The organism is Chitinophaga sp. 10T418 (assembly GCF_056394125.1).
Genome location: NZ_JBFTHG010000006.1, coordinates 272520 through 291755, shown reverse-complemented (window position 1 = coordinate 291755; position 19236 = coordinate 272520). Strand labels below are relative to the sequence as shown.

The window sequence follows — 19236 nt, the reverse complement described above, 5'->3', positions numbered from 1 at the left end:
CTTAATGATGTATGGAGGTTGAAAGATCAGTTTTAAATTGTTCAATGTCGGCGGCAGTATGCAGCAGGTCTACCTGTAGTTCATAGTATCTGCTTTCTCCCGGCGCGAGCATCATCAGCGTACCTTCCCGGCGCGCCTTCGCTTGCCCGGTAGGTGGATGGGTACCGGGTTCCAGCCCCATCACATACTCGCCTTTGCCCCAGTGCTGCCAGTTGGTGAGCACGGGCAACTGCTGTTTTTTGAAACGCAGGGAAAGCGCCAATGCTAAGCTGGCGTTGTGAACACCGCAGGTACACCATCCATCGGCGCCGGCGGCAACATCAATGATGGCGGCTTCTTCTCCGCTACCAGCATGATTATCCTGCGGAGCCATACATTTTTTGTAGTTATTATCCTGCCGGAAGATGTGATCCGGATTGCCGGCACGGGAGTGCCAGTCGCCCTCCCAGCAGATGTCTGCACCTTCGTCTACCAGCGGCCAGCCAAAGTTGAAATGGTACAGCAGCATATGTGGCGCGGTAGTATTGCCTCTGTTAATGACTTCATCATGTATACGGATACCCGCTTTACCGAGTGTGCCGGAGATGGTACGTTTCAATACAAGTTGAGGACCGAGCACCTGCACCTGCTGCATAATGCCGGTAATGCTCATCTCCATCTGACCATTCACCGGATCGGGTTGTATAATGGAGATGATTTCCGCCGGCGTATTACTGATAGGGCCATGCAATCCGCGTTCCCCATACTCGTCTGATTCAGGGCCGCCTACATGAGTGAGGCCACAGGTGGTCATTAATCCACCGCCAAAGGTCTGGAGCCAGTCCAAACCTTTGTCAGTTAATCTTTGCGGTGCGGTAACGCCACCATGACTGATCCATGCCAGGCTATGCTGATTGAAAAAAGCATCTGCAATATCCATGGCCCGATCTATCACTACTTTGTACCGTAACCCGGCGCCGGTATTGATCCAGGCGATGCGGGTGCCCCTGCCGGGGCCATTGTCCAGCACCGCCGTTTCTATACCGCCCAGTTGTAAATGGTTCGATAGTTTATGTTCCCATGCCTGTTTTTGTATAGCCATCCGCGTTATTTATCTTCCGAAAAAAATATTATTTACTTGCCTGCTTCGGTTTTGCAAATACAGCATCCTCTTTGTTGCCACCCGCTTTCAGGTAAGCCAGGAGGTCTCTCAGCTCATCTTCATTGAGACGGTTAATCAACCCCGGCAGCATCACAGAAACAGTAGATGTTTTGGTGCCGGCTACTTCACTCTTTTTCAACTCCCTCGTTTCTGTAGTCGCAAAAGGATTCTGGGAAATGATGTATTTATCTTTGTCCTGGCTTACCAAACGACCTACTACGGAACCGCCGTTCTTCAGTGAAAAAACAGTGGCGCCATACTGATCAGAAATGGTTTTGCTCGGGTCAATGATCGCTTCCAGGATATCTTTATTAGAAAAACGTGTACCCAATTGCGTTAGGTCCGGACCAGCTACGCCGCCTTCACCACGCATACCATGACAGGAGCTGCAGAGAGAAGTAGCAAACATGGCTTTACCCTGTTCAAAATTGCGGTTGGTTAACCCGCTGTCTACCACTTTCACTGCTTCGTCCAGCTTCCAGTTTCTGCCGGGACCTACAGGTTGCGCATAACCCTGGGCCAGGTTGCCATTGCTGTTCAACAGGGAATCACCGGATACCTGGTTGAAATGTGCAAACTCACTTTTCGGAACGTTGGCCAACGCATTTTTACGCGCATTGTTAATGAAGCCAATGAAACTATGCCCGCCTTTATAGGTAAACGCATGATAGAACCATTGGAAATATTGCTCCTGTAATGCGGGTGTCCAGCCATTTTTTGCCTGACTTAAAACTGTTGCATACCAGGTTTGTTGTAACGGCGGCATTTTAGAAAGCATACCTGCTATATCCAGCCCGTACTGTGGGTTACGCATAATCAGGTCGGCAGACTGCATGGCTGTTTTTTGTGCAGCCGTATCATCTTTGGCTGCGGCGAGCAAAGCCATGGTTTTTTCTACAGCTTTTGGTGCATCCAGGTATACCAGCACCTTGCTCAGTGACCTGTTGAGATCATTATTGGCGGCCGGATACTGTGGATCGAGATAGGTGGCTATTTGCGCAGATAAGGCAGCATCAGGTTTACCCATGCGCACAAATACCAGTTCAAATGCACGGAGCAGATCTATCTGTTGGGAAGGCGACAGCTGTGCGTAGTTAATGGTCATGAGTTGTGGCAGCAATAGCTTTTTCACATCTTCCTTACCCTGACGGGCCAGCGCAATGCTGCCCTGTATCAGTGTTTCAGGATCTTTCTCCTGCAGCACTTTATTCTGCCACTGGCTTACCGGTTGGTTTTCGATGGCGACTCTCGCGGCAAAACGGATGAAGCGATCCTCGTTTTTCAGGTAAGGCCATGCAAAATCAACGGCGCCCGGCTTAGCACCACCATGATACGCTTCCAGCTGCTTGCGGATGTTAGCACCTTCAGTTGGTGTAGTCGCTGCCAGTGGTTCATTACTTTCTTTATTGTCTTTATAATATACACGATAGAGATCTGATTCCAGTCTGCGGCCACCGGTGAGGAAATACAAAGCACCATCGGGACCAATCACGCCATCTGTCAACGGCAGCGGAGATCCGGAAAGGAATTCTTCCGCACTGGCTTTATAGGAAGCGCCTTCGGGCTGCAGATGGATGGCGTAGATAATGCCAAAGCTCCAGTCAAATGCAAACAATGATTTGCGGTATTTCTCCGGGAAACGTGCTTTGCCACCATAGATGAAGTTAGTAGGAGAGCCCTGACCTATATTTAATAACGGAGGTAAATTATCCGGATAGGCAGGAGACCATTTTTCCGTACCCGGGCGCCAGCCGTATTCACTGCCGCTGGTCACCTGGCAAATGCGTGTAGGACGATACCAGGGCGTACCAAAATCCCACTCCATATCAGAATCATAGGTGAACATATCACCCTGATCATTAAAGGTAAGATCAAAAGGATTGCGGAAGCCGGAGCTGATCAGTTCCCAGTTGGTACCGGTAGAATCAATATGAGCAATCCATCCGCCATGGGTATTCACCGTGTTATCGTGACCGTTAGGGTCTTTGATAAACGGCAGAATGTTGTCGATGTTCGTGGAAGGAGGCACCTTATAGGTATTCATCTCCGGAATTTTTGTAAAGTTCCCGGCAATCACATAAATGGATTTTCCATCAGGAGACAACACAATGCTGTGTGGGCCGTGTTCACCTTCTCCATCCAATGCTTTGAGCAAGGTCACTTTATCAAACTGATCATCACCATCGGTATCCTGCAGGCGATATAAACCACTGCCCTTGTTGAAGCGGTCATCGCTGTTATGGTTCACCATCACATACAGGCTGTTGAATGCATAAAGCAATCCCTGCGCATAACCCATGGACACTTTTTGGGTAGACGTATCGTTGCCGATATTCAGCTTTTCAATTTTCAGGTTAGACGAATCTTCGCCTACAGCAGGCAATTGAAGCCGGTAAAGGAAGCCATACTGATCAGACACAATCATGCGGCCCTTGTTATCAAAGGTCATGGACACCCAGGACCCCTGCTTGTTGTCACCAGGACTGTACAACCGTTCTGCCTTAAAATTATCGGGTAATTTTAAAGCGTCAATTTTCGAATTTCCTGTTCCCTTGTCTTTTGACGTTGAGTCGTTTCCGTTATTGCAGGCCACCCCCGTTATCAAAACGGTGGAAATAAGCACTAGTAGCCTGAATGGTCTTTTTCTTAACGAGGTCATAATATAGTCTTGAATAAGTTCCTGAGATGATACTATTGATGTGGGTTGTTCAGTATAGCTGTAGTAATATAGTGAACGTTTCCCCTTTTTTTCTATTTTTTTTACCAGCCGGTATTTTGTTCAAATCCATTCAATCTTATTTCTCTTTCAGGAATCGGATATAATAACTGGTACGCCTGTATGTTATAAGAAGCAGGGCTGAGCCTGGTCAAACGCTTTTTCTCTTCAATACCATGCGCAGTCATTACAGACAAGGCTTTTCCGGTGCGAAGCAGCTGGTACCAGCGTTGATCTTCAAACGCCAGCTCTACACGCTGTTCGTGGAATACGGTATCACGGAAAGCTGATTGACCTAATGCAGGCACCGGATCTAATCCGGCGCGTTTACGTACGGGATTTATATACTGCAGCGGGTCGCCATTACCGGTTTCATTGATGGCTTCTGCCAGCATCAGCAGCACCTGTGAATAACGGTATACCGGCCAGTTCTCATTGGCGCGACCATCCAGTGCATAAGGCGGATGATAGAATTTACGAATGAGCGGTAGTTTACCCCCAAAGGCGATGGATTCTGCAAAAGCAGCATTGGTAGGACTATCATACATAAAGATAGACGCATCMTTTCTTTTATCCTTTGGTTCATACGCATTTACAATGCTGGGCGTAGGCATATTACAACCACCGAGATTGCCGTTGAAGCCGGTCAGGTCTTTTTTGCCGTTACGCGGACCAAAAACGAAAATGTAATTGCTGCTTTCTGTTTCCAGACCGGAGTTATACTGCACCGAGAAAATAGATTCCGTATTATTCTTTTTTGCGGGATCAAAATTATCCGCATAATTATCTACCAGCGAATAATTCAGTGCCACTACCTGTTGCAGGGTGGTCACTGCTTTCGGGTAATCTTTCATGGTCATATACACATCGCCAAGCAGTGTTAAAGCTGCTCCTTTTGTAGCTCTGCCGGTTTGGCTGCTGCTATAGCTGGCAGGTAAACCAGCGGCGGCATCAGTGGCATCTGCAATGATCTGTGCATATACTTCTGCTACGCTTGCTTTTTTAGGCGTGGAAGCCTGCTCCGGGCTGGCTACTTCTTTCACCAGCAGTGGCACACCGCCGAAAAGACGCACCAGGTGAAAGTAGTACAGGGCCCGGAGAAATTTAGCTTCACCGGTATATTGTTTTTTAGTTGCCTCGTTTGCAAATGGTACCGCATCGATGCGGGAAATAATGACATTGGATTGCTGTATGTTATAATACAATTGCGCCCAGGTATTATTCACATAGTTATTGCTGTTGGTGATCAGGAACTCATCAATTTCTTCCCGCTGTTGTGCACCGCGATCACTTTCATCATATTGGTAATTGGTATTGTCCGCTCTCATTTCGGACATGGCCCAGTAGTCACTGGTGTAAAAACCCTGTAATTGTCCATAACAGCCATTTACGGCGCGAAGTATCTGTGCTTCTGTTGTATAATAATTGGATCCGCTGGAAAAAGAGTTTGGTTTTACATCCAGCATACTGTTACATCCATTCAGTGCGATCGCTAAAAGTGCGATAAAAGGTATTTTCGTTTTCATGTTGCTATTCTTTTAGGAACTGAATTAAAAGGAGAGATTAGCGCCCAGTGAATAAATTCTTGGAACCGGATAACTGGAATAATCGATGCCCGGTACCAATGCGCCACTACCGCCTTTCCCCAGGTAATTGGTGACTTCCGGATTGCCACTGTATTTAGTGAACAGGATGGCATTTTGTACACTCAGATATACCCTGGCACTTTGTACAAATCCAAATTTCGGAAGACTGTAGCCCAGCGTAATATTTTTCACCCAGGCATAGTTGTTTTTTTCTACGGTCAGTGAGCTTACATCTCTGTACATCACCCTGCCACGGCCGGAACCATTGGTAGTAGGCACTTTGCCGTTACCAGGATTGGATTCAGATCTCCACCTGTTAGCTACATCTTTTCTTACGTTGAATACACCATCTATATTACCGTTGTAATCATTGGTAGCATGTAAACGGTCAGCTCCCATAGAACCCACCACTAATACACGGAGGTCAAATTTTTTGTAGTTCAGGATGTTGGTTAAACCCCAGTTGAAGTCCGGGTAAGGATTGCCGATGATGGCAAAGTCTTCCCGCGGATTAATCACGCCATTACCATTGATATCCTTGAAACGGATATTTCCGGGTATCGCGCCAGGAAATGCCGGTCCTTTATCTACTTCTGCCTGGTTCTGATAAATGCCGTCAAATACATATCCGTACAGCATCGCCAGTGGCTTGCCAACCACGCTTACGTTAGTAGGATTACCTTCACTGGAGTTACCTGAGTAAATAGGTGCATTATCTTTTCCTAACTGCAATACTTTGTTGCGATTGAAGGAAATGTTGAAGTTAGTAGTCCAGGTAAATGATTTGCTTTCCATGTTGCGGGAAGAGATACCAATTTCAAGTCCCTTGTTTTCCATGTCCCCCTTGTTCTGTGTTACGGTGGAGAAACCACTGGACTGAGGTACTTCCACGTTTAACAGCAGATCCTGGGTGTTTCTTTTATACGCGTCAATGGTCAGGTAAACGCGGTCTTTCCACAGTCCAACGTCAACGCCTATATTTAATTCACGCATTTTTTCCCAGCCCAATGCAGGATTGCCCAGGGAATTCATGACACGGCCACCTGCCAGTGCACCACCCAGTACATAATCACTGGTACCGATGTTGCTCATGTAAGAGTAGTTGCCAATATTGAAGTTACCGGAGAAACCATAAGATGCTCTTAATTTCAGGTCACTGAAAAGACGGGAGGTTTTCATGAAGTCTTCCTGTGAAATACGCCATCCCAGCGCTACAGAAGGGAAGGTACCCCAGCGGTTTTCTGGTCCGAACCGGGAAGAACCATCGCTTCTCACAGTAGCGGTAACCAGGTATTTATCTTTATAAGCGTAGTTGATCCTGGCGAGATAAGATAACAAGGCCCATTCTGTTTTGTCGGTACCACCGGTGATGGTGGCGGCTCCGTTTAATGTTTTAATGTCATCATCGGGATAGTTGGCGCCATTGAAACCGGCATATTGTTCTTTTTGTGATTGCACGCTATAGCCGAGTAACCCGGTGAAAGCATGACCATTGCTGGTATTATACTGATAGGTAAGTGTATTTTCGTTTAGCCAGTTCAGGTAGTTGCCACTGTTGTAGCCACCGGAAGGAATACTGGGCGGTGCCGTGTTGGTGCTGCCAATGGTAGAAGGAATGAAATATTCCCCGGAGCCTTCCTGGTAGTCTACGTTAAAAGTGGATTTGAATTTCAGGTTCTTTATAATTTCGTATTCTCCATAAGTATTAAAAAGGATACGGGTGCTTTTGGACTTATTAGTGACGTCATTGAGGAACATCACCGGGTTGGGAAGTCCAAAGGTACCTGGACTCTGGATATAAGCATTGTAGCTGCCATCTGGTTTGTAGATAGGTTCAATAGGGCTGGCAATACCGAAGTATCCGCCACGGCCTTCTCCGTTGGTGTTGCCTTTGCGGGTAGTATAAGAAGGAGCTATGTTAAAACCTACTTTTAACCTGTCTGAGAGATTGGCATCTACGTTAGCTCTTACAGAAAATCTTTTGTAACCGGAGTTGATCACCACACCATCCTGGTTATAATAGCCGGCAGAGATATAAGTCCTGATTTTTTCGGTACCACCACTTACGCTCAGGTTGATGTCTTGCATAGGCGCCACGCGGGTGATCGCATCAAACCAGTTGGTGCCTTCACCGATCAGTTCCGGATGACGATATATTTCCGGAATGTCTGCATCGGTAGGTTCGCGGTGTTCAGTAAACCGGATATTATCTTCTATCGCTTCTTTTCTGAACTGCGCGAATTCCTGTCCGTTCATCAGGTCAGGGCGTCCTTTCTTTGGAATCTGCTGCAGACCGTAGTTAGCGGAGAGTTGCACGGTTGGAATACCCGAGCTGCCTCTTTTGGTAGTGATGAGTACTACGCCGTTGGCGCCTCTGGATCCATAGATGGCCGTAGCGGATGCATCTTTCAAAACCGCCATAGACTCTATATCCTGTGGATTGATGGCATTCATCGGATCAGATACCTGGTCGGAAGAAGAAGCCAAAGGATAGCCATCCACTACATACAGGGGCTGGCTGCCGGCGCCTACTGCACCAATACCACGCACCTGTACCTGCGGGCCGCCCCCTGGGATACCATTGGAGGTACTTACCTGTATACCGGCAATCTGCCCGGCCAATGCCTGGTCAGGACCCGCTACCGGCATGTCTTTTACATTTTTCATAGATACAATACCCACGGATCCCGTTACATCCTTTTTTTGCTGGGTACCATAACCTACCACCACCACCTGGTTCAGCAATTTATTGCTGGACTCCAATTGTACACTGATTTTGGTACGGTTACCTACATGAATCGTTTTAGTAACATAGCCGATAAAACTAAAAACAAGTGAATCAGTGCTGCCGGCAGCAATCGTATATCTGCCATTGGCATCACTAAAAGCGCCCTGACTGCTTCCTTTTACGCCGATGGTAACACTGGGAAGGGCAGAACCGGCAGCTGCATCTGTTATTTGACCGGTGATAGTATTCTTTTGTGCGTAGCCAAGTGAACAAATGAACAGGAGTAAAAAAGTGGCCCCATAACGTGCTAGACGGGCATATCCTTTACGACAAAGGATGTAAACTTTAATCATAACGAGTGGAATTAGATTGGTGATGAAACGGCGATTCTTAACGGAAATAAATTTAGGTGAAGAATAATACATTCCTGTCCTGTTGCGTCCTGTACTGTCCTGCACTGTCCTGTTTGAAGACCGCTGATCCTTATCTGTTCATCTTTACTAATCTGCTATTAGTAATGGCAGGAAAAAAATGTTATTTTCCCACTGCATTTATCATTGGCACTCCGTCAATGCCTAAACGCTTTTAAAATCTGATCCATGAAAATGAAAAAATTAAGTTGGCCGTTAATGGCATTTTTTATGATGTTGGGCACTGCTGCTTTTGCACAGGATACTGCGGAAGCTGAGGCAAAACAGAAACAAAAAAATGAAGAGCTGATGAAACAGGACTGGGCCTGTCTGAAATGTTTCCAGGAAGAAAATGCTAAAGTAGCAGCACCTAAAACCGGTGAAAAAAGGGTAGTGTTCATGGGTAACTCTATTACGATCGGCTGGGGAAGTCTGAACCCGGAGTTCTTTACGGGCAAACCGTATATCAACAGGGGCATCAGCGGACAAACCACGCCCCAGATGCTGATCCGCTTTCGTCCTGATGTAATTGATCTGCATCCGAAAGTGGTAGTGATCCTGGCCGGCACCAATGACATAGCTTGTAATACAGGCTATACACCGATTGCCACCATTTTTGGGAACATTGTATCCATGGCGGAACTGGCCAAAGCCAATGGCATCAAAGTAGTACTCTCTTCGGTACTGCCTGTATATGACTACCCATGGCGCAAAGGACTGGACCCTGTCTCCAAAATTGCAGACCTGAACCAGCGGATTAAAGCATATGCCGCTAAAAATGGCTGTGTATATCTCGACTACTATACCGCTATGGCAGATGAACAAAAAGGATTACAAAAAGCGTTGACCTACGATGGTGTACATCCTAACAAGGAAGGCTATCTCGTAATGGGTCCACTGGCCGAAAAAGCAATCGCCACCGCCTTAAAAAAGAAATAATTGAAAACCTGTCAATTACTCCTCACCGGATTACTGGTGTTGGCAACCACCTGTGTGGCTGCACAGCAAAGCCTTTCCGCTCGCCTGGATTCATTATTGTCCACTAAAAATATACGCGAATTCAGCGGTGTCGTACTGATCACGCAAAATGGTAAACCCATTTACGCTAAAAGTAAAGGGTATGCCAACAGAGAAACGAAACTGCCCATCTCCCAGGATAGCCGCTTCACTGTGATGTCTATCAGCAAACAGATCACCGCTGTAATGGTATTACAGGAGGTCGAAAAAGGACATATACAGTTGCAGCAAACGCTGCATACTTATTTGCCTGCATTGAAAGAGAAATGGGCCGATAGCATTACCATTCATCAGCTGTTAAATCATACTGCCGGTGTAGTATGGTATGATCAGCCGCTGGCATTTACGCCGGGATCAAAGCTGGCGTATTCCAATTTCGGATACGTATTGCTGCAATCATTGCTGGAACATGTTACTGGTAAGGCTTATACTATATTGACAAAGGAGCTGTTTAAAAAGACAGGCATGCTGCATTCCGGCGTACCGCCACGGGTGCAGGCCATACAAGGCTATGCAGAAAATAAAGATGGAAACCCGGAGGCAAAGAAAGGCCCGCTGCCGGAATTATTGCTGGGCGCGGCAGGCGTGGTATCCACGGCTCCTGATCTGGCGCGCTGGAATGAACAATTGCATAGTGGTAAATTACTGCATGACAGTGCCTATCAGGCGATGATCACCGTATGGGCGCCAAGGGAACATCCCGTGGTAGGACAAACGGGTGGTGGTTATGGCCTGATGGTTAACGATAGCAAAGATGAAATAGGACATACCGGTTACTTACCGGATCTGGGATTCATCGGTATTAACTTTTACTATCCAGCCACACGTAGCAGCATTGTGGTGCTGGAGAATGTGGCGGGCAGTGCAACAGATATTGGAAGAGCTTATTATTTTGAGAAAGCGATCCGGGAACTGGCGTTACCAGTAGTGAAAAGAAAGTAGTACAGTTCATTACATAATTCCACTGCGACAATATGTTATTTTTTTGCTGTAGTGTTTTCTAATTTGAATATTTTCCCTTAATTTCATTACTCACCAAAGAAAAGGAGGTATTCATGCTATCTACAGAATATTCATGGACACCTAAGGTTAATTTAGTTTAACCCGGGCGGCTCCATAAAAGAATCTGTTAACGCTTTGGCGTTAAAGGCATCCTGGCATAGCCGGGATGCCTTTTTCATGGTAGTATTCGCCGACATTCAGCCGCTTCTTTCTGTAATATTTCAGTGGCATTCAGTGCATCATCTTCAAACCGGTTATGACCAGTAGACTCTTCATACACCCATGCTCCCTGCCGGAAGTAATACCAGCCCTGGAAATTGTTTTCATAGGTATGAGGCACCTTTTGGCCTGTTGAGTCGAAGTGAGGACCTGAAAATTCATTATACACACAGATGAGTGTATTGTTTTTATAGTAGTAAACAAACAACTCTTTGCCCTCTTCATCCTGCCCCTGCAGGGTCATTTTTATCAGGGAGCTATCCCGGTAAAATCCTGTCAGTTGCCTGTTGGAGCCATGTATGTATAAATGGGAAATATCCGCTTTCGCCGCTACTTTTTTCAGCGACTTGTCAGCATCTATCTGCCTGCATATTTTATTGATAGCAGCCGTTTTTTTATTTTCCGGCTGACAGCGGGCATCATGGGGGTTAAGCAGCCACAGAGAAAGCAGGAAGAAAAAGCAATATTTCATATCAGACTTTTGGAAAAGATAGGATTAATTTTTCGTAGCAGGAAAGCCGTTGCTGTGCTGTTTTTGCTGATATAGTAATTTTTTATATTTTTGTGAGACGAAAAACAAATTGATTAACCCAAAAAATCAGACTACCTCTCATGGCTTTTATTATGGTGGACGTGGAAAGTGACGGACCTATACCGGGCGATTTTTCTATGATCTCATTCGGCGCTGTACTCGTAAATGAACAGCTTAACCAAACTTTTTACGGTCAGCTGAAACCCGTTTCCGATAAGTATATTCCGGAAGCATTGGCAGTTTCGAATCACACCCGCGAAGAAACATTGACCTTTGATAATCCGGCAACGGTGATGTTGAATTTTAAGAACTGGATAACGGCGGTATCCAAAGACCGGCCTATTTTTATCAGCGATAACAACGGTTTCGACTGGATGTTTATCTGCTGGTACTTTCATCATTTTTTGGGTGAAAACCCTTTTGGATTCAGTTCTCAGAACCTGGGCAGTTTATACAAAGGAATGATGAAAGATACGTTTACAACGTTCAAGCATCTCCGGAAAACGAAGCATACCCATCATCCTGTTGATGATGCAAAAGGTAACGCAGAAGCGTTGCTGACGATGAAAAGAGAACTTGGACTAAAGATGAAGTTTTAGTGACCTGCAGCGACGTCATCGCTGCAGGTCTGTTATTGCTATCGCAAACTCCTGATAGGGTTCACCAGGCCGGCTTTTATGGCCTGGTAAGCAATGGTGATACCAGCAATAGCCACTGATACACTGATCGCAATCAGGAAGGTGCCACCGCCAATACTGGTCTGGTACGCGAAATTATCCAGCCATTTATGCATCACGAACCATGCAACAGGAGCGGCTACGCAGAAAGATAGCATGATCAGTATAATAAATTCTTTGGCAAAAAGTCCTACAATATCAAACAGAGAAGCTCCCAGTACCTTGCGGATACCTACTTCACGCGTACGTTGTACCGCTGCAAATGCTACCAGGCCATATAACCCCAGGCAACCAATCAGTATAGCGAGAGACGAAAACAGTTTGAAGGCGGTATATAGTTTTTGCTCCTGTTTGTATAAACCGGCAATACGATCGTCCAGGAATTCATACGAAAACTGATCCTCGGAAAAGAGCGCCGACCAGGTTTTGTCGATACCAGAAACGGTATTACGCATATTGCCCGGTTGTATCCTGATACAGGCGGTTCTAAAACCATTGGAGTTGTATTCCATTACACAAGGTCTTCTTTTCTTATAACGTGACTCACTCTGGAAGTCTTGTACCACACCGGTAATCAGCGCCGTGCGGCCATTGACAAGAAAGCTTCTGCCAATAGCTTTTTCGGGTATTTGTATGCCAATTTTATGGAGCAGCGTTTCGTTGACCAGTACCCTGCGTACGGTATCTGCATCTGTCAGTTTACGGAGATTTTCGCCTGCGAGCAGCCTGATGGAAAACATATCGAGGTATTGTTCATCAATAGCTTTCATCTCCGTTACATCGTCCTTGATAACACCTGCTTCGGGGCAGCTGAAGGGCGCGAATCCACTACCGCCTACCGGAGGTCCGGAGGCAAAGCTCAGTTGCTTTACGCCGGGATTGGATAATAATTGTTCCCGTAAAATATCACGTTTTTTGCTATCTGGTACCCGGAAAGACACAACAGCTTCTTTATTAAAGCCGAGGTCCTGGTTTTGCAGAAAATCCATCTGGTAGCCGACAATGAGGGTACCGGCAATCAGTAGTTGCGAAATCCCGAATTGGGTAGATACTAATATTTTACGTAAGCCTAATCCTTTAATGGTGATACCTGTATTGCTTTTGAGCGAGGTGGCAGGTTGAAAGGCCGATTGCACAAAGGCAGGATAAAGACCAGCTAAAAGTATAACCGTTACTGTTAGTCCTGCCAATGTCAGCAGTATTTGCGGCTGTAATAATTGTGCCCCGCCGATCTTAATACTCATCCAGGAGGCCATTACCGGCAAAAAGAGGGCGGCGGCAATGGTGCCCAGCACAACAGCGGTTAGCACCAGCAGGGTGGTTTCTGCAAGAAATTGCCGGATCAGTTGTCCGCGGTAGGCACCCAGTACTTTGCGTACACCTACCTCTTTGGCACGGCGTATAGCCTGCGCCGTAGCCATATTGATGAAGTTAATGCAGGCGGTGATAATGATGAAAAATGCTACCATTCCCAGCCCCCAGTAAGTTTCTTTGCTTACAGTAGGACTGGCAGGATTTTCCAGGTAGCGCTGATCAAAATGAATTTCTTTTAACGGCTGCAATAGTAATGTTGCTTCACGCCCGATATCTGCCCCCCAGTTTTTGGTGATAAACCCCGGTATCCTGCGTTGCAACTGTTGCGCATCATAATTTTCCGGGAGCACAATATACGTGCTGCCGCCACTGATCGAATAAAATTCTGATCGCTTCAGCACATCGGCTTTAATCGTTTCATAGGAAACAAGGAATATAAAAGGCACACTGCTATTAGTGGGAGGATCTTTCACGATACCGGTTACTTTCAGATTTTCTTCGTTGTCCAGGTTGATCACCTGACCCATTGGGTCCTTATTGCCAAAGTATTTTTTGGCAATTGTTTCTGTCAGCACTACTTCGTTCGGCTCTGATAAGGCGGTGCGTGGATCTCCTGCCACCCAGGTGTAATCAAAAATCTTCAGGAAGGCCGCATCCGCGAACGCATATCCTTTTTCATTATACCGCTCATTGCCGGTTTTTACAAGCCCATCTCCCTGGTACCAGTACTGGGAAACCTGCTCCAGTTCCGGGAAGTCGTTACGCAAAGCTGGCACCACTACCAGCGATACACTGGAATTATAATCCAGCGCATGCAGGGTAACGCGGTAGGTACGATCCGTTTTTTTGGAAAAGCTGTCATAGCTTAACTCATTCCGCACAATTAAAAATATAACCAGGCAGGCGGCAATACTTAACGTTAATCCGAATACATTCAGAAATGTATAGCTGAGATTCCGCCGGATCGTTCTGAAGGCTGTTTTTAAATAACTGGTGAACATGGAATGTGTTTTATGGGCCGGAGAGCAGGGCGCCAATGAAATGCCATTTTGTTAAATAGCTGATTTTCAGTAGATAGGAAAGGGGGAAGTTAACTAAAATGTCCGCTTTTGGAGGCCGGGTGTTCAATACTGAACAACCGGCAGCAGATTAATATGGGTAGCAATTATTATTTGAGCTTATTCTTTCTGAGAGAGTATTTATAAAAGTCTTCCACTTTTTTCCTTGCCCATGGCGTTTTCCGCAGGAACTTTAAACTACTTTGTACAGAAGGGTTACTGGTGAAGCAGTTAATTCTGATTTCTTCTCCCAGCACTTCCCAGCCATAACTCTCATAGAGATGTGTTACTATTTTCTCAAGTGTAAGCCCGTGCAGCGGATCATTGGATTTTTCTGGTGTTTGCATTTTTTTCCGTTTAATGCTCCAAAGGTACAGAACCTTGACCGAAATAAATTACAGGGAAGCCCGCATGGTTACATAAAACGGTACTTCAATCTGTGCCCTCGAATGGTCCAGGATCAGCTGTGCTGCCATTTCTCCCATACACTTGAAATCAGTGGAAATAGTAGTAATGCCATTCAGGATGAATTTCTTCAAGGGCGTTTCGTTATAGGAAATCACGCCTACATCTTTTCCTATCTGTAAATTCAATGATATGATTCTTTCTATCAGCAGCACCAGGTCATTTTCCCGCAGGTTAATATATACATCTCCCGGTTGTATATCTTCTTCTTCAATCTCATTTACTTTCTTACTGTTGAATGCGTAGTTCTGGCAAAACTGTGCAAAGCCTTCATATATTTCTTCCGGGTAATAAGTGTTTTCCGGGTAGATGATTTTGAGGGTATGATACTGCTGTAGCTTATCCCTGGCCTGTTCCAGCGCACCATAAATATCTTCCTGGAAGTTTTCATACACTGCTCCGTATTCACCGGTGACCCCTTTCAGTTTTTTATCCAGCAGGATTAATTTCTCTTTGGGAATAGCATTGATCACTTCATCCACATGTTCCCAGCGCTCCCTGAAGTGGGGGAGGATCACTATATGTGTATATTCATTGATGTTTTGCGACAGCAGTTTCTTAAACAAACTGAAGTCGCTGTTGTAAATATAAAAGTCGATGTTCGCCTGTTCGCCTAATTTATCAGCAAAAGAATCATAAATGATTTTTTTGTGTTCGCTCAGTTTGTTGAACAGGAGTAGTATCTTAAACTGCTGATCAAGGTTGGTATGCTGTACATAATAACCTTTGCCCGGAACGGAACCCAGTATCCCCAGGCCTTTCAGGTATTTATAGGCTTTTTCGGCGGTGTCTCTCGATATTTCAAATGCATAGCTGACTTCATTGATAGAAGGCAGGATATCGTCCTGCTGAACTTTCTGGTCTACTATTGCTTTAATAATAGAGTTGGCCAGCTGAAAATATTTAGGCGTGGCAGAGAAGTCATCTATAAACAGGTATTTGAAAATCGGATGTTGTTTCATGGCGCGGTTGATTATTAGTCACGTGGAATTAGCTGTCAGCAACTTTTCCCGACAATGATAGTAATTTAAATTTACAATTGGCGCAGGATATTGGAAGCATGACAGTCCATGACAGTTTAAAATTATACATGCTTTATTTTTATGAAACATTAGTTTTCCACGTTACAAATTTCAACGTCATTATGCAGGCTTTACTGGGAGTTTTATTCCACTTCATTGGAGGGTTTGCCTCCGGCAGTTTTTATATCCCTTACAAAAAAGTGAAGGGGTGGAGCTGGGAAAGTTACTGGATTGTAGGAGGCGTGTTTTCCTGGCTGGTTGTCCCTTTAGTGGCTGCCTGGCTCACTGTTCCCGGTTTTATCGACATCATTGCAAGCACCGGGGGGCACGTACTTTTCTGGACTTATTTCCTGGGCGTGTTATGGGGTATTGGTGGTTTAACCTTTGGATTGTCTATGCGTTACCTGGGCATGTCGCTGGGGATGGCGGTGGCTTTGGGCTTCTGTTCTGCTTTTGGCGCCCTTATACCACCCGTTTACCGTGGTCTGTTTACCGATGATCCCAATACACTGGGCACCATGTTACATACCAGTAAAGGGATGTTTGTGCTGCTGGGGGTAGTGGCATGCCTTGCAGGCATTGCGATATGCGGGAGAGCGGGCATGTTGAAGGAAAAGGAACTCTCGGAAGCACAGAAGACGGAAAGCATACAGGAATTTAATCTTCGCAAAGGATTAGTGGTAGCCATTGTTTCCGGCATCCTGAGTGCCTGCATGAGCTTCGCTATCACTGCGGGCAACAGCATGGGCAAAGCGGCCGTGGCTAACAATGCCAACCCGCTGTTCAAGAACAATGTTATTTTTGTAATTATCATGTTAGGCGGATTGACCACCAACTTTATCTGGTGCATGATCCTGAATAAGCGGAATCAGTCTTTCAACGATTATACGAACAAAGAAACGCCGTTGGTAAAGAATTACCTGTTTGCGGCGATTGCCGGCACCACCTGGTTCCTGCAGTTCTTTTTCTATGGCATGGGAGAAAGTAAGCTGGGCAATGATGCCAGCTCCTGGATCCTGCATATGGCTTTTATTATCCTGATTTCCGGCATGTGGGGCTTTGTGTTGAAGGAGTGGAAAAATGCCAGTAAAAAAACATTCGCTACCATTTCCCTGGGTATATTCACCATTATTCTTTCTGTAGTCCTGGTGGGATATGGTAATTCATTAGACAATTAACCCGCAGCATTATCGCAATTAAAAAACGTTAAAATTATATCGTATGTCTTTAGATGGAACTACCACGCAATTCAGGCATGTCAGTTATTTATGGGATGAAACAACAGCGGCCGGGATGGCTGGTGATGAAGTAGCCTTGCTGATTTATCGTTCCAATTTACTGGGCGCCGACCTGCGGCTGACCAATTATGGTGGAGGAAATACCTCCTGCAAGGCCATGGCTAAAGATCCGTTAACAGGTGAACAGGTAGAAGTGATGTGGGTAAAAGGTTCCGGTGGGGACCTGGGTACACTTAAAAAAAGTGGGCTGGCAGCCTTATATGTAGATCGCCTTCGCAGTCTGCAACATATTTACAAAGGGATTGCGTATGAAGATGAAATGGTGGAACTGTTTAATCATTGTATTTACGATCTGAGTTCCAAAGCTCCTTCTATTGATACCCCCCTGCATGGATTTCTTCCTTTCAAACATATCGATCACCTGCATCCGGATGCTGCCATCGCGATAGCTGCTGCAAAAGATGGTAAAAAGATTACGCAGGAATTATTCAATGGTACCATCGGTTGGGTGCCCTGGCAAAAACCGGGATTCGACCTTGGCCTGCAATTGAAACAATGCCTGGACGAAAACCCAGGTATCCGCGGCATTATGCTGGGATCACACGGACTCTTTACCTGGGGCGATACCGCCTACGAGAGCTATATCAATACCCTCGAAGTAATAGAACGTTGCGCAGCATACCTGGAAGAAAATACGGGTCGTCATAAACCGGTATTTGGAGGCGCTAAAATCGCCTCTTTGTCAGAGGAAGCACGCAAGGCCCAGGCGGCGGCGTTGGCGCCAATTTTAAGGGGATATTGCTCATCTCAGCAGAAAATGGTGGGACACTTCACAGACGATGCCCGGGTCCTGGAATTTATTAATTCCAACGATCTTGACCGGCTGGCTCCACTCGGCACCAGCTGCCCGGATCACTTTTTACGCACTAAAATCAGCCCCCTGGTGCTGAACATTGCAGCAGATGAAAGTCTGGCGGATGTTGATGCCATAAAAGCCGGCTTGTTGCCTTTGTTTGAAACATACCGGGAGATGTATGCCAGTTACTATAATACCTGTAAACATTCCAACAGCCCGGCGATGCGCGATCCTAACCCCGTGGTGATCCTATACCCCGGCGTAGGCATGTTCACCTTCGCAAAAGATAAGCAAACCGCCAGGGTAGCCGCAGAATTCTATATCAACGCGATCAACGTGATGAAAGGAGCGGAAGCTATTTCCGAATATACTTCCCTGCCAAGACAGGAAGCTTTCAATATTGAATACTGGCTGCTGGAAGAAGCGAAGCTGCAACGCATGCCTAAACCCAAAGCACTGACTGGCAGAATTGCTTTGGTTACCGGCAGTGCCGGTGGTATCGGCAAAGCCATCGCTAAAAAGTTTGCCGAAGAAGGGGCGGTAGTGGTCATCAATGATAACGATGCACAACGACTGGCCAGTGCTACTGCCGAGTTTAATAAATTATACGGGAAAGATGTATTCGCAGCAGACCTGCTGGATGTAACAGATGCAGCATCTATCCATCAGACTTACAATACTGCCGTACTGGCGTTTGGTGGCGTAGACATTATCGTCAATTGCGCAGGACTCTCCATTTCCAAACCGCTGGAAGATCATACAGAAAAAGACTGGGACCTGTTATATGATGTACTGGTAAAAGGACAGTTCCTGGTAACACAAGCGGGTGTAGAAATCATGCGCAAACAGGCTACCGGTGGTGATGTGCTGAATATCGTCAGTAAAAACGCCCTGGTATCCGGTCCCAATAATGCGGCGTATGGTTCCGCCAAAGCAGCACAGCTACATCTGAGCAGACTCAATGCTGCTGAGCTGGGAAAAGATCGTATACGCGTAAACGTTGTAAACCCTGATGCGGTAATTTCCGACAGCAAAATATGGGCAGGCGCGTGGGCAGAAGGTCGCGCCAAAGCATATGGTGTTAAGGTGGAAGAACTACCGGCATTCTACGCCAAACGTACCCTGCTCAATGAAATTATTGTACCCGAAGATATTGCCAATGCCTGTTATGCTTTTGTAAGCGGCCTGCTGAATAAAGCCACCGGCAATGTGCTGAACGTAGATGGAGGTGTAGCCATGGCTTTTGTGAGATAAA

13 protein-coding genes are annotated in these 19236 nt (G+C 46.0%); 5 read left to right on the top strand and 8 right to left on the bottom strand.

The window, feature by feature from the left end; translation table 11 throughout:
* Position 1: 1 nt before the first annotated feature.
* The 4 genes from AC1DCV_RS19400 to AC1DCV_RS19385 form a co-directional block, all read right to left on the bottom strand.
* Positions 2–1081: an aldose 1-epimerase family protein gene (locus AC1DCV_RS19400; protein ID WP_477024701.1), complete on the bottom strand. Its 1080-nt coding sequence runs from the start codon at positions 1079–1081 to the stop codon at positions 2–4.
* A 28-nt stretch (positions 1082–1109) separates the two neighbouring features.
* A complete protein-coding gene (locus AC1DCV_RS19395) occupies positions 1110–3800 on the bottom strand; it encodes a c-type cytochrome (protein WP_477024700.1) in 2691 nt (896 codons plus the stop codon).
* A gap of 101 nt (positions 3801–3901) precedes the next feature.
* Entirely contained in the window at positions 3902–5383 is a 1482-nt protein-coding gene (locus AC1DCV_RS19390) for a RagB/SusD family nutrient uptake outer membrane protein (RefSeq protein ID WP_477024699.1), read from the bottom strand.
* Positions 5384–5407: 24 nt separating this feature from the next.
* Entirely contained in the window at positions 5408–8524 is a 3117-nt protein-coding gene (locus tag AC1DCV_RS19385; protein WP_477024698.1) for a SusC/RagA family TonB-linked outer membrane protein, read from the bottom strand.
* A 252-nt stretch (positions 8525–8776) separates the two neighbouring features.
* On the opposite strand from AC1DCV_RS19385, the gene AC1DCV_RS19380 reads away from it, so the two are divergent.
* Entirely contained in the window at positions 8777–9520 is a 744-nt protein-coding gene (locus AC1DCV_RS19380; RefSeq protein ID WP_477024697.1) for an SGNH/GDSL hydrolase family protein, read from the top strand.
* Positions 9521–10540: a serine hydrolase domain-containing protein gene (locus AC1DCV_RS19375; protein ID WP_477024696.1), complete on the top strand. Its 1020-nt coding sequence runs from the start codon at positions 9521–9523 to the stop codon at positions 10538–10540. It begins immediately after the preceding gene.
* Positions 10541–10775: 235 nt separating this feature from the next.
* Here the strand turns inward: AC1DCV_RS19375 and AC1DCV_RS19370 are convergent, their stop codons facing one another.
* Positions 10776–11291 carry a hypothetical protein gene (locus tag AC1DCV_RS19370; protein WP_477024695.1) on the bottom strand — a complete coding sequence of 172 codons (516 nt, stop codon included), beginning with the start codon at positions 11289–11291 and terminating at the stop codon, positions 10776–10778.
* A 140-nt stretch (positions 11292–11431) separates the two neighbouring features.
* On the opposite strand from AC1DCV_RS19370, the gene AC1DCV_RS19365 reads away from it, so the two are divergent.
* Positions 11432–11950 carry a 3'-5' exoribonuclease domain-containing protein gene (locus AC1DCV_RS19365; protein WP_477024694.1) on the top strand — a complete coding sequence of 173 codons (519 nt, stop codon included), beginning with the start codon at positions 11432–11434 and terminating at the stop codon, positions 11948–11950.
* A 38-nt stretch (positions 11951–11988) separates the two neighbouring features.
* On the opposite strand, the gene AC1DCV_RS19360 is transcribed toward AC1DCV_RS19365, so the two are convergent.
* The 3 genes from AC1DCV_RS19360 to AC1DCV_RS19350 form a co-directional block, all read right to left on the bottom strand.
* Positions 11989–14343 (bottom strand): ABC transporter permease, encoded by a 2355-nt coding sequence (locus tag AC1DCV_RS19360; RefSeq protein ID WP_477024693.1) that lies wholly within the window; start codon positions 14341–14343, stop codon positions 11989–11991.
* Between the two features lie 167 nt (positions 14344–14510).
* A complete protein-coding gene (locus tag AC1DCV_RS19355) occupies positions 14511–14747 on the bottom strand; it encodes a VF530 family protein (protein ID WP_331960378.1) in 237 nt (78 codons plus the stop codon).
* A 48-nt stretch (positions 14748–14795) separates the two neighbouring features.
* Entirely contained in the window at positions 14796–15827 is a 1032-nt protein-coding gene (locus AC1DCV_RS19350) for a winged helix-turn-helix domain-containing protein (RefSeq protein WP_477024692.1), read from the bottom strand.
* A gap of 182 nt (positions 15828–16009) precedes the next feature.
* Between AC1DCV_RS19350 and rhaT the strand changes: the two genes are divergently transcribed.
* Together rhaT and AC1DCV_RS19340 are read left to right on the top strand one after the other, a co-directional pair.
* Complete coding sequence (gene rhaT / locus AC1DCV_RS19345) at positions 16010–17065, top strand: L-rhamnose/proton symporter RhaT (protein WP_477024691.1); 1056 nt, start codon at positions 16010–16012, stop codon at positions 17063–17065.
* A gap of 43 nt (positions 17066–17108) precedes the next feature.
* Positions 17109–19235 (top strand): bifunctional aldolase/short-chain dehydrogenase, encoded by a 2127-nt coding sequence (locus AC1DCV_RS19340; RefSeq protein ID WP_477024690.1) that lies wholly within the window; start codon positions 17109–17111, stop codon positions 19233–19235.
* Position 19236: the final 1 nt, after the last annotated feature.